The sequence below is a fragment of the Shewanella sp. POL2 genome (genome assembly GCF_000282755.1).
In the GTDB taxonomy this organism is placed as follows: domain Bacteria; phylum Pseudomonadota; class Gammaproteobacteria; order Enterobacterales; family Shewanellaceae; genus Shewanella; species Shewanella xiamenensis.
This window is the reverse complement of sequence record NZ_AKZL01000025.1, coordinates 18031-31304: the sequence shown is the minus strand read 5'-3', so window position 1 is coordinate 31304 and position 13274 is coordinate 18031. Positions and strand designations below refer to the sequence as shown.

At 49.7% G+C, this 13274-nt stretch carries 9 protein-coding genes and 1 pseudogene; 1 reads left to right on the top strand and 9 read right to left on the bottom strand.

The genetic code is table 11. From position 1 onward, the window contains the following. Positions 1 to 595 precede the first annotated feature (595 nt). The 8 genes and pseudogenes from SHEWPOL2_RS08760 to ilvC all read right to left on the bottom strand — a co-directional run bounded on the left by SHEWPOL2_RS08760 (position 596) and on the right by ilvC (position 10774). Entirely contained in the window at positions 596 to 1159 is a 564-nt protein-coding gene (locus SHEWPOL2_RS08760; RefSeq protein WP_037427700.1) for a hypothetical protein, read from the bottom strand. 458 nt (positions 1160 to 1617) lie between these two features. Beyond that, entirely contained in the window at positions 1618 to 1878 is a 261-nt protein-coding gene (locus SHEWPOL2_RS08755; RefSeq protein WP_086024010.1) for a hypothetical protein, read from the bottom strand. A gap of 34 nt (positions 1879 to 1912) precedes the next feature. Beyond that, a complete protein-coding gene (locus tag SHEWPOL2_RS08750; RefSeq protein WP_037427697.1) occupies positions 1913 to 3046 on the bottom strand; it encodes an alanine--glyoxylate aminotransferase family protein in 1134 nt (377 codons plus the stop codon). 137 nt (positions 3047 to 3183) lie between these two features. After that, the gene (ilvA, locus tag SHEWPOL2_RS08745) at positions 3184 to 4842 is read right to left on the bottom strand and encodes a threonine ammonia-lyase, biosynthetic (RefSeq protein WP_037427696.1); all 1659 of its coding nucleotides are present in this window, start codon (positions 4840 to 4842) and stop codon (positions 3184 to 3186) included. A 1-nt stretch (position 4843) separates the two neighbouring features. Then, positions 4844 to 6704: pseudogene (gene ilvD, locus SHEWPOL2_RS08740) on the bottom strand (dihydroxy-acid dehydratase). A gap of 81 nt (positions 6705 to 6785) precedes the next feature. Continuing rightward, a complete protein-coding gene (gene ilvM, locus SHEWPOL2_RS08735; RefSeq protein WP_037423344.1) occupies positions 6786 to 7046 on the bottom strand; it encodes an acetolactate synthase 2 small subunit in 261 nt (86 codons plus the stop codon). After that, a complete protein-coding gene (ilvG, locus tag SHEWPOL2_RS08730; protein WP_037427694.1) occupies positions 7043 to 8716 on the bottom strand; it encodes an acetolactate synthase 2 catalytic subunit in 1674 nt (557 codons plus the stop codon). The genes ilvM and ilvG overlap by 4 nt, the downstream gene beginning before the upstream one ends. A 579-nt stretch (positions 8717 to 9295) precedes the next feature. Further along, entirely contained in the window at positions 9296 to 10774 is a 1479-nt protein-coding gene (gene ilvC / locus SHEWPOL2_RS08720; protein WP_037427692.1) for a ketol-acid reductoisomerase, read from the bottom strand. A gap of 196 nt (positions 10775 to 10970) precedes the next feature. Between ilvC and ilvY the strand changes: the two genes are divergently transcribed. Further along, positions 10971 to 11843, top strand: coding sequence for an HTH-type transcriptional activator IlvY (gene ilvY / locus SHEWPOL2_RS08715; protein ID WP_037423332.1), 873 nt, complete (start codon positions 10971 to 10973; stop codon positions 11841 to 11843). A gap of 47 nt (positions 11844 to 11890) precedes the next feature. Here ilvY and SHEWPOL2_RS08710 read toward each other — a convergent pair whose 3' ends face one another. Continuing rightward, a complete protein-coding gene (locus tag SHEWPOL2_RS08710) occupies positions 11891 to 13207 on the bottom strand; it encodes a hemolysin family protein (protein ID WP_037423329.1) in 1317 nt (438 codons plus the stop codon). Positions 13208 to 13274: the final 67 nt, after the last annotated feature.

Below are 13274 nucleotides of genomic sequence, written 5' to 3'. Positions count from 1 at the left end.
ACGCAGCAAGCACATCCCTGTGTGCTCGACCGTGACATCCCTGTCACGAACGGTCACTTACATGCCAGCGCTTAATCCCGTTAACTTCCGTGTATCCTGATAGCCAGAACTCCGAAACCCGAAGCCAAGATCTAAGTACCATCTAAGCAGATATAGCTTTGGAAGAGTCATTAACACAGTCGCCATAGTGAAAAAATGCATGTCCTATCTTTTAGTAAGCACATCCCTGTGTGCTCCACGGCGGCATCTGCTGTATATGGACATACGAATGTCGCGATCACATGGATATGAATGAGCGACCATGCCGCCAACGGTCACTTACATGCCAGTGCTTAACCTTGCCCCCCTACAGTAATCTGCCCCTTCATACAAACGTACATACTGTAAATTTAAGCATGGGAGGCTCGTTAATTCGCGCCGAACAACGCGACTACAACAGTAATAGAGGGCGTGTCTTCAACACTAATCTGAGTTCTTCTAGGCCTCGGCATAGCAACTCCTCCACATAAACACTTTTACTGAGTTTAGTAGATGAGCCTAAATAACGCGATTTGTAATAGGTGGCTAGATTTTGCACCGCTAGATCTTGCCCTATTTATTTTTTTACTCTATTAACATTTAAACTTTCAAATAGCTCATAATATTCTCTTGAACTACAACGACCATCAAAAATATATGGAGGAGACCCTTGGGGGAATCCAATCAAATGGCTTAACCAGCCTCCTTTAGCTTGTAACCATCTATAGGTAATTAATAATTCACCAGTTTCAGAATCTTCCCATTGTGTTGTAGTTACGACTATTGGAATAGCTTTATTTAACGTATAAATTGCAATACCTTTGCTCTTATTGATATCTATCTTCGTAGACATTGTCCAATTACTATCCAGAGGTATATCTCGACGAACAACTGATTTTCCATAAACTTTATTTTTATCGTATATAAGTGTATCTTTTTCAGTACATAAGTTATTAAACTGAAACCACCCAACAATTTCATCTGCAATAGGAAAAAGGAAAATAAAAATAAAACCACTCCAGATTACTACCGGCTTTTTATTCCCATCAGGTAAATTAAAAATCGAAGAAAATAATACCGCTATTTTTTTTGCTATAAAAACCCATGCGGTCAGTATTAAAATAAATATTATTCCACTCATATAACATCCAAGATTGTTAGATTATTATTACGTCAGGAGTGTATTCACAACACTCATCACCTTTCTCTAGCCCCTTCACTAACACCTTTCATTAAAAAGAGCGGACTGGCACTTTTTATGCCTTAACAATCGACCTATAACACCTAAGCCAAAGGAATACACCATCCCCTCGGAGTTGCCGCAGGGCGAATAGGCAAATTGCGTGAGTCTCGCCATGGATGGCGAGCTAGCTTTCACAGGTGCATGGACGCATCCTTCGGAAGCGATAGCAAATTTGCCAATGAGCCCAAGAGGCTTTCAACTCCGTTGGGGACGTCTTGGCTGCTTGTGAAAACAATAGCAAGGAGGATAGGACGAGCAGTCCTCCTTGGTCGGGTGTGGGGTGAAGCCCCACGACTTTGATTCACCTCGGCCGTAAGGCCGCAAATTTATCGCCTGATCAACATAAAAATAAATAATTACAAACACTTCTTATCCGATTTATCATCGGAAGAAAGTGCTCGACTAATGCTGCCGAAGATTGCGGTTAAAATCCCGATGCCCACATCCATCTGCCGGGCATTGCTATCATCACCGCTGGCCTCGCGTTGACTCTGATTACCTGCTGTACCTCGCACAAAATCACAACTGGCATTGCTCATATTGCTGGAGGCACAACCACTTAAGATCAGAATCAAACCGCCAATCAATAAACGTGAGCTAACTAAGCGCAAACTCACTCTGCGTAACATCCTTATACGCGAAACAGACATATTAGTTCAGCACCTCTTCTAGGGCGCGCAAACAGAGCGCGACATTCTCACGACGGGCACCAAAGCCCATTAAACCGATGCGCCAAGCTTTACCTGCAAGTGCACCAAGACCAGCACCTATTTCAAGGTTGTAATCCTTAAGTAGACGCGCACGCACCGCGGCATCATCAACACCTTCGGGGATATAAATGGCATTAAGCTGTGGCAAGCGCGAATCTTCAGCGACCACAAATTTCAGGCCGAGCTTTTCAAGGCCGGCGCGCAGCACTAAATGCATGTCTTGATGACGTTTCCATGCATTTTCTAAACCTTCGGCCGCCAATAAACGCAGCGATTCGTGCAGGGCATAAAGCGCATTAACAGGCGCAGTGTGGTGATAGCTACGCTTACCGCCGGCACTGGTCCAATAGGCCATGACCAGACTTTGATCGAGGAACCAACTTTGCACTGGCGTTTTACGGTTTTTAAGCTTTTCCACCGCAGCGGGTGAGAAGGACACGGGCGATAACCCCGGTACACAGGAAAGGCACTTTTGGCTGCCAGAATAAATGGCATCGATGCCCCATTCATCGACTTTTAACTCGACGCCACCAAGGGAAGTCACCGCATCGACAATCGATAAACAGCCGTATTGCTTCGCCAGCGCGCACAGGGTTTTAGCATCACTTAACGCGCCTGTTGAGGTTTCGGCGTGCACAAAAGCAAGGAATTTAGCATCGGGGTTGGCCTTAAGTGCTGCTTCAACGGCAGCAGGGTCGACCGGTGTGCCCCATTCATTATCCACCAGCACCGCAATCGCACCAACGCGCTCGACGTTTTGGCGCATACGCTCACCAAACACACCGTTGCGGCAGACAATCACCTTTTCGCCGGGTTCGACTAGGTTCACAAAGCAGGTTTCCATGCCCGCACTGCCGGGGGCCGACACTGCCATGGTCATTTCATTTTTGGTCTGAAACGCATATTGGATCAGGCTTTTAAGCTCATCCATCATAGCGACAAACAATGGGTCGAGGTGACCGACGGTCGGTCTTGCCTGTGCGGCTAACACTTCAGGATAAACATCCGATGGACCTGGGCCCATCAAAATGCGGCGAGGGGGATTAAAGGCAGAAAAATGCGGTGCAGGTAACATCATGTCTCCTTAATGCGTAGGGTCGAGGTCTGACTATTATTAGAGCATTCACTCTTGATTTGTTAAACCAAATTACCACAAAAAGGGGCGCCTGTGCGCCCCTCCTTTAGCCTAAGTTGTAACCTAACGCTAAGTGACTACACAGGCAGGTTGTTTTTCCCTTTTCCGGCATTCAAAAACAGCTGATAAGCAGGGCTTTGCGTCTCTTCTTGATAGACAAATCCCAGCTCAGTTAAAAACTGCTGAAACGGCAAGGCATCGCCCTCGGGCACTTCAAACCCCGCCAGCACTCGGCCAAAGGCTGCGCCGTGATTACGGTAATGGAATAAACTGATATTCCACTTGCTTTGCAAGGTGGTTAAAAACTTCAGCAGCGCACCGGGATGCTCGGGAAACTCGAAGCTAAATAGGCGCTCCTCTAATGGCTCTGGCGGATGACCACCGACCATATAACGCACATGCAATTTCGCGGTTTCATCACCGGATAAGTCCTGCACCTCAAAGCCATGGTCTTCTAAGGTATTGATAATTTGCTCTAGCTCACCCTGACCTTTGGTTAGGCGGATACCCGCAAACACCACCGCCATATTGCGGCTGCTAAAACGGTAGTTAAATTCGGTCATCACCCGCTTTTCGAGCAGCTCACAAAAACGCAGGAAGCTCCCTGGACGCTCGGGCACTTTAACCGCCAGCACCGCTTCTTTTTGTTCACCCAGCTCGCAGCGCTCCGACACATACCGCAGGCTGTGGAAGTTCACATTCGCGCCACTTAAAATCGCCGCCACCTTCTCGCCGCGACCACTCTCACCTGTAGCATTGGTGCTGACATATTTTTTAAGCCCAGCCAAAGATAAAGCACCTGCGGGTTCGGCAATGGCGCGGGTATCCTCAAAAATATCTTTCACTGCTGCGCAGATTTCGTCGGACGTGACCGTCACCACGGCATCTACACACAGCTTGGCGACACGAAATGGCTCGGTGCCGATACACTTAACCGCCACACCATCGGCAAATAAACCGACTTGCGCCAGCGTCACCGGCTCGCCCGCTTCCATCGCCGCCTTTAAGCAGGCCGCATCTTCAGGCTCAACGCCAACGATTTTAACCTGTGGCATCACCGCCTTGTAATAAGCAGCAATCCCAGCAATTAAACCGCCACCGCCCACGGGCACAAAAATCACTTCAAGGTCGCGCTGCTGTTGCAGCATTTCTTGGGCAATGGTGCCTTGACCAGCGATAACAGCTTCGTCATCGAAGGGGGCGATATACACCCGCCCCTCCTGCTGCGCCATTGCCATCGCAAAACCATTGGCTTGATCGAAAGCTTGGCCGTGCAATACCACGTTGCCACCTAAGCGGCGAACCGCATCGACTTTAATATCCGGCGTGGTTTCGGGCATCACAATCACCGCATCCACACCACGACTGGCCGCCGACATTGCCACGCCTTGGGCATGGTTGCCCGCCGAGGCACACACCACGCCGCGTTGGCATTCAGCTTGGCTCAACTGAGCAATGCGGTTATAGGCGCCGCGCAGCTTAAAGGAATGCACAGGCTGCATATCTTCGCGCTTTAAAAACACTTGGCAGCCTAAACGCGCCGAGAGTTTATTGAGGCTCGAGAGTGGTGTCACTTTCGCAACATCATAAACCGACGACAGCAGGATTTTTTGCAGGTAGCTTTGCGCAAGCTGACTCTTTTCTAAGGCAGAAGTGACCGATTGCGCCTTATCGGACTGAACTTGAGAAGCCTGGGCTTCAGCCTGCTCCGTTTGCGACGATGCGAGAGATAACATATCAGTCCTCCAACTTACTGCGATCGCGCACCGCGCCCTTATCGGCACTGGTGGCAAGCATGGCGTAGGCTTTAAGTGCCATCGACACATAACGCTGACGCGAAAGCGGTTTCCACGCCATTGGCCCACGGGCGAGCATGGTTTCACGGCGCGCCGCTAACTCGGCATCACTCACCGCAAGCTTGATACTGCGCGCTGGGATATTGATTTCAATGCGATCGCCGTTTTCAATCAAGGCAATCGTGCCGCCCGCCGCCGCCTCAGGCGACACATGGCCGATGGATAAGCCGGATGTCCCACCAGAGAAACGTCCGTCGGTAATTAGCGCGCAAGCCTTGCCTAAGCCGCGGGATTTTAAGTAACTGGTGGGGTACAACATTTCTTGCATACCCGGACCACCTTTTGGCCCTTCGTAACGAATCACCACCACATCACCCGCCACCACTTCGCCACCTAAGATGCCAGCGACTGCGTCGTCTTGGCTTTCGTACACCCGAGCGCTACCGATAAAGGTCAGGTTAGATTCATCCACACCGGCGGTTTTAACGATACAGCCATTGTCGGCCAGATTGCCCGATAACACGGCCAAACCGCCCTCTTGGCTGAAGGCAAACTCGCGGCTACGGATACACCCTTCTCGCCTGTCATCGTCTAGTGATGGCCAGCGGCAGTCTTGACTAAACGCTTTAGTGGTGGGAATGCCCGCAGGTCCCGCCATAAAGAATTGTTTTACGTTGTCATCTTGAGTTTGCATGACATCGTACTTGGCGAGCACCGACTTGAGATTGCCGCCCGCATCGGCAGCAACATGTGGCACATCGGTATGCAGCAGTCCGGCGCGGTCTAACTCGCCTAAGATGCCCATCACGCCACCGGCGCGGTGCACATCTTCCATATGATATTTAGCGGTCGACGGCGCCACCTTACACAGATGCGGCACTTGGCGCGACATACGGTCGATACTCGTCCATAGTGAATGCCACGTCAGCTTCCTGCGCCGCAGCCAATAAGTGCAACACAGTATTAGACGAACCGCCCATGGCGATATCTAGCGCCATGGCGTTTTCAAAGGCTTTAAAGCTGGCGATATTGCGCGGCAGTGCCGAGGCATCATCTTGTTCGTAGTAACGTTTGGTCAGTGCCATCACGCGGCGGCCCGCTTCTAAAAACAGTTCGCGTCGGTCGCTATGGGTCGCGAGCATGGAGCCATTGCCCGGCAGCGACAGACCTAGGGCTTCGGTTAAACAGTTCATCGAGTTGGCGGTAAACATGCCCGAGCAGGAACCACATGTAGGGCAAGCACTGCGTTCAATTTTGGCGCTATCTTCATCGCTCACACTCGAGTCGGCTGCCGCCACCATGGCATCGACTAAATCGAGCTTAATAAGTTTGTCCGACAGCTTAGTTTTACCCGCTTCCATCGGCCCGCCCGACACGAACACCACGGGAATATTGAGGCGCAGCGCCGCCATCAACATGCCGGGGGTGATTTTGTCGCAGTTAGAGATACAAACCAGCGCATCGGCGCAGTGGGCATTGACCATATATTCGACGCTATCGGCGATAAGCTCCCGCGAAGGCAGACTGTAGAGCATGCCACCGTGGCCCATGGCGATACCATCATCGACGGCGATGGTGTTGAATTCTTTGGCAATACCGCCCGCCTCTTCGATGGCGCCCGCCACCAGTGAACCCATATCTTTTAAGTGCACATGGCCGGGAACAAACTGAGTAAAGGAGTTGGCAATCGCAATAATCGGCTTACCAAAATCATTGTCTTTCACCCCTGTGGCGCGCCATAGCGCACGGGCACCCGCCATATTGCGGCCTTCGGTACTGGTTGCTGAACGTAACTTTGGCATTGACTCTATCCCTTATCTCAAATCGAAAATCGTGCCCTTAGGGCCTTACTACGGAGCCGATGCGCCGCAGCCACCGGATGCTTATGCGTGTACTTTTTGTTGCTGCAAGTTTAGCGGTAACAAGACCTTGCATTGAGTGACATCAATCAATTTATTTAATTGATTGCTGAGCAGCTCAATGGCGCGCTCGCTATCCACTTCCATATCCAGCGACAGACTCGCATCGTCGTTCATCCGCATCTGCATTTGGGTGACCGTAAAACCACGATGGCGAGTCACGCGCAAAACACGCTCAAGCACTTCGGGGCGTTGTTGAACCGTTAATTCTAGGGAGTGGATCATGTTTGTTTCTCCATTTCGTCCATCATATCGCTGTTTGATGCACCAGGGGGCACCAGTGGCCAAACGTTAAAAGCATCGTCAATTGCAACGTGTAACAAATACGGGCCCTTAGCCGCTAACATTTCGGTTAAGGCCTCCTCCACTTCATCGGAAGAGAAAATCGTGCGGCCGGGAATATCAAATGCAGAGGCCAATAACACAAAATCAGGATTGTCAGATAAATCGGTTTCGCTGTAGCGTTCTTCAAAAAATAGCTGTTGCCACTGCTTCACCATCCCCAGTTTTTGGTTGTCGATCAGTAGGATCTTCACCGGTAATTTGCGGCGCTTGATGGTGGTCAGCTCTTGCACGTTCATCATAAAAGAGCCATCACCAGACACTGTGACCACAGTTGCATCGGGGCGGGCGACTTGGGCACCGATAGCAGCGGGTAAACCAAAGCCCATAGTGCCTAAACCTGCGCTAGATAAATGATCTTCAGGGCGACGGAACCACATATGCTGGGCGACCCACATTTGATGCTGGCCCACATCGCAGCACACTACGCTGTCTTCGGGCAGTTTATTGGCTAAACGGCGCAGCATAGCGGGGGCATAGATTAAGCTGCCGGGATGTTGATAATCCCATTGATGTTTACGAGCAAGATGTTCAACCTCTGCTTGCCAAGGCGTGATGTTCAGTGACATAGCCAAAGCAGGGAAAATCTGGCGTAAATCCCCGGCGATAGCCACATCGGGCTGGCGTAATTTACCCAGCTCGGCGGCGTCGATATCTAAATGAATGACTTTGGCCTTGTTGGCAAAAGTCGCTAAACGGCCTGTTACTCGGTCATCAAAGCGCGCACCGGCAACCACTAATAAATCACAATCCTGCACCGCGAGGTTGGCCGCCTTACCGCCGTGCATACCTAACATGCCTAAATAACCGGGCGTGCCATGGGCGATGCTACCCAAACCTTTTAACGTCGCGACCGATGGCATACCCGTGGCTTTGATAAAATCCCGCAACTGATCGACCGCCCCCGCCATCCCCACACCGCCGCCCACGTACAGCATAGGTTGCTTTGCTTGCGCCAACAGCGCACGGGCAGCATCGATATCGCTCATCTCAGCTTGGGGTTCATTGGTCACGGCCAGTAACGGTGTGCGGTATTCAAGGTGAGCGATTTGGATATCCTTAGGGATATCCACTAGCACTGGGCCGGGTCGACCCGATGCGGCGATTTCAAAAGCTTGGTACAAGGTTGGGATAAGATCGTTGACATCCGTCACCATAAAACTGTGCTTGGTACAGCTTAGCGACATCCCCAACACATCAATCTCTTGAAACGCATCAGTGCCAATCACGGCGGTTGAAACCTGACCCGTGATAGCGACAACAGGCACTGAATCCAATAGCGCATCGGCAAGCGAAGTAATTAAGTTAGTGGCGCCAGGGCCAGAGGTGGCAAAGCACACGCCGGTTTTACCACTGGCTCTGGCGTAACCTACGGCGGCAAAGGCTGCGCCTTGTTCGTGGCGGCTTAAGAGATGTTCGACAGGGCTTCCATAGAGGGCATCGTAGATTGGCATAATGGCACCACCTGGGTAACCAAATACTGTGGTAACACCATGTGCTGCCAACACTTTTATAACCGCGTCTGCGCCTCTTATCATCTGCCCTGGTTCCATATTTTCTCTCGCTACCTTAATTCTGAATTGTCGAAAATCGACTCGTAATTTGTGCTGGTTCGAAATGTAAGTCCCAAAACCTGGGGCCTGAAAACGAAGAACCCCCCGGTCCTTTCGGAGCGGGGGGTTCTTTCGAAACTTTTAACCTTTTAGGTCTACCAGTTTGCCATGCGCCGCCCCCGCTGTGATTTAATAATCACGACGGTAATAATCACGAGAATGAGCTTGGCAGCTTGGTTAAACATCAATATGGATTCCTAATCGGTATTCTATATGAGTATCGCGTTAATTCTTGCGTCCCTGACTGAGACGGCTTACGGCAGGAGGCTTACCCCGCCGCGAGCTATTAGCTTTACCATAAAGCGACAGCCAAACACAATAAAAAATTTTCTAATGTCAAAAAAATTCAGCTTCCCTGCCGAGACAATGCAAAACAACAAAGTAAAACGTTAACAAAATCGCGTTAGTGGCGAAAAACGCCGACTAACCCATGTCAGTTTTGCCCGCTCGACAACCAACGAAGCAGGAATCAATTTGTCACGCCAAGCCTCACATCCTTAGGGGCTAGGCTTTTATCCATTAAGCTCCAACAATACTTTTCATATCAGTCATATAGCCGCGAAGCTCGGCACCGATATATTCCACAGCTGTGTGGCGAATCGCATCGTTAATCGCGATTAATTGCAGATTATCAACACTATTAGAACTGTCCTTCAGACCCGCACCTAAATACTCTGGTGACATGGCATTCACATAGTCACGCAGCAGTGGCACGGCGGCATGGTTGAACAGATAACAACCGTATTCTGCGGTATCCGAGATCACCACGTTCATCTCATACAGACGTTTGCGGGCAATGGTGTTAGCGATCAGCGGTGTTTCATGCAGTGACTCATAGTAAGCCGACTCTTCAACAATCCCCGCAGACACCATAGTGTCGAACGCCAGTTCCACACCCGCTTTGATCATCGCAACCAAGAAAATACCCTTATCGAAATAAGTTTGCTCGTCGATATGTTCGCTCGAAACAGGCGCATTTTCGAAGCCCGTTTCACCAGTTTCGGCGCGCCAACGCAGCAGGTTCGCATCATCGTTAGCCCAGTCTTGCATCATAGTGCGAGAGAACTCACCGCTGATGATGTCATCCATGTGCTTTTCAAATAATGGTTGCAGGATTTCTTTTAAATCTTCTGCAATTTCAAACGCTTTAATCTTGGCAGGGTTAGACAGTCTGTCCATCATGTTGGTGATACCGCCGTGCTTAAGCGCCTCGGTCACGGTTTCCCAACCTTGTTGGATTAACTTAGCGGCATAGCCAGGCTCAACACCATCGGCCACCATTTTTTCATAACCTAGGATGGCACCCGTCTGCAACATACCGCAGAGGATCGTTTGCTCACCCATCAGATCCGATTTTACTTCAGCGATAAAAGAGGATTGCAACACGCCAGCACGGTCGCCGCCTGTGGCGCTCGCATAGGCTTTCGCGATGTCTAAACCATCCCCATTTGGGTCGTTTTCGGGGTGCACTGCAATCAAGGTCGGCACACCAAAACCGCGTTTGTATTCTTCACGCACTTCGGTGCCTGGGCACTTAGGCGCAACCATGATCACTGTAATATCGGGGCGGATCTGCATGCCTTCTTCAACGATATTGAAACCATGGGAGTAAGACAGAGTCGCGCCTTGCTTCATCAGCGGCATCACTGCGCTCACTACATTGGAATGCTGCTTATCGGGTGTTAGGTTCAGCACTAAATCGGCGGTCGGGATTAGCTCTTCAAAGGTGCCAACTTTAAAGCCGTTGTCTGTGGCTTTTTGCCATGAGGCACGTTTTTGGGCAATGGCTTCAGGGCGCAGGGCGTAAGCGATATTCAGCCCAGAGTCACGCATATTCAGACCTTGGTTAAGGCCCTGAGCACCACAGCCTAAAATCACAATATTCCAATCTTTGATGTAATTGCAGCCATCACTAAACTCAGAGCGGTCCATAAAACGGCACTGGCCAAGTTGTGCTAATTGTTGACGCAAATTCAGAGAGTTAAAATAGTTAGCCATCTGAGATACCACCTTTCAGTCGGGAATTGGGGACTCAACCAATATCAACCTATTGTTAACGATTGGTTGTGATTGAAATCACTATAACCTATGGCTATCGTTGCTTAAAATGATATATTCGAAACCTCATATTGCGTTTTTTGCAATGTCATTTTCAGTTTCAATACCCCAGATAAGCGGCCAATAGGACGAGGTTATGGACATACGCACCCTCAAATTGTACCTACACTTATGTGACAGTTTGCACTTTGCCAAGACGGCGGAGCAGATGCATGTCAGTCCCTCGACCTTAAGCCGCGCATTGCAGCGGCTCGAAGATGAAGTGAACGCAAAGCTGTTTGAGCGGGATAACCGCAGCGTGACCTTAACCCATGCGGGACGTGAGTTTAAATTGTTCGCAGAGCAGACGCTGCACCATTGGCGCGACCTGCGGCATAGTATTGATCTTAAGCAGGACGTACTGCGCGGCACCTTAAATCTCTATTGCTCAGTCACCGCAGCCTATAGCCATTTGCCGCAATTATTGGAGCGTTTTCGCCAAGAGCATCCCTTTGTCGAAATTGCGCTCACTACGGGGGATGCGGCTAATGCACTGGCCGAGGTACAACAAAATCGTGCCGATATTGCCATTGCCGCGCTGCCGGATCCTTTTCCTGCCACACTGCATTTTGCCAAGATTGATGATGTGCCGCTTTCATTAATCGCTCCCACTATGCGCTGTGCGGTGCAGCAACAGATTAACCAAGCTCAGATAGACTGGTCACGAGTGCCTTTTATCATTCCTGACCATGGACCAGGGCGACGACGAGCCGATAATTGGTTCAAACAGATGGGGATTAGTCCGAATATTTATGCCCAAGTGTCGGGACAGGAAGCCATAGCATCTATGGTGGCACTTGGTTGCGGTGTGAGCATTAGCCCTGAGGTGGTAATCAATAACAGTCCAGTGCGGGATCGTATTCAGTTGTTACCTTCGCCTGTCAAAATTGCCCCCTTTGAGCTGGGCTGCTGCTGTAAGGTCAAACGCTTGGACGACCCGATTGTCAATGCGTTTTTAGAGGCGATTTAAGCTTACAGGAGATAAAACGGGACTGAGTCCCGTTTTATTGCGCTTGATTAGGTATCTGGCGACTGTAATTTATCATTAGCCTCAATACGCGTCACCAGCAATTGGTCGACCTTGTAGGCGTCGATATCCACCACTTCAAACTTATAACCGGCGTAATTAACAAAGTCGGTGCGCTTAGGAATTTTGCGCAGCATGTACATCATAAACCCGGCAATGGTTTCGTAGTTTTGACTGTGGGGAAACTCTTCAATACCGAAGGCGCGCATGACGTCGGTAATCGGCGTCACCCCATCCACTAACCAAGAATTACCATCGCGGGCAATAATTTGCTCTTCGCTTTCGTGTAGCGACCAAGCGCCCATCACCGCACGTTGTAAATCGTTGGTGGTCACAATCCCAACCACAAGGGCGTATTCATTCATCACCACGGCGAAATCGGCGCGGCTATTTTTGAAGTATTCCATCGCCTCAGAAAGACTTAAAGTGTCAGGAATAATCAACGAAGTATGAACAAGGCTGGTGTCTTTTAAGGTAATTTTTTCGCCGTTAATCACACGGATCAACAGCTCCTTTGCGTCAACAAAACCTTTGACCATATCCAATTGGCCATCGCAGACCAAAAACTTAGTATGGGGATCTTCAGCAATTTTACGCTTGATATCCTCCTCGCTATCTTGCAGCAAGAAATACACTAAGCTCTCTCGAGCTGTCATGGCAGAAGTGACTGAAACGGTCTGCATTTCAAACACATTTTCCATCATTTGTTGCTCGCCCTTGTCGAGCACCCCCGCTTCAGCACCAGCGTTCATTACCGCATAAATATCATCGGAGGTGATTTCATCATTTCGAGCCGTTGGAATTTGTAGCAGCTTAAAAATCGCGCTGGCCATACCATTAAAAAACCAAACTAATGGTCTTAACACGGTAATACAAAAACTCATCGGGCCAACAACGGCCAAAGCAACCTGCTCTGGCATCGCCATCGCGATACGCTTAGGCATTAAATCCGCGACCAAAATAAAAGCACTGGTAACAAGTACAAATGACATCACAAAGCTCACCTGACTCAGCCAAGGATCGGCCAACCAAGGTGAAAGGAATTGATAAAAATAGGGGCGAAATGCTGATTCACCCACAATACCACCCATGATGGCAACAGCATTCAAGCCTATTTGAACCACAGTAAAAAAGCTGCCGGGATACGACTGTAAATGCAGCACTTTTTCAGCTCTGGCATCGCCCTCATCGGCTAACTGACGTAAACGGATTTTCCGTGATGCGGCCAAAGCAATTTCCGACATGGAAAAGAAACAACTTGCACCAATTAAACACAATATAATCATCACGTTATCTAAGAGACTCATGTAACACCTTTTATTTCACACTTGACTTACTTGCACCAACCCGCGCAGTGATTTTCGCGTGCCAGTT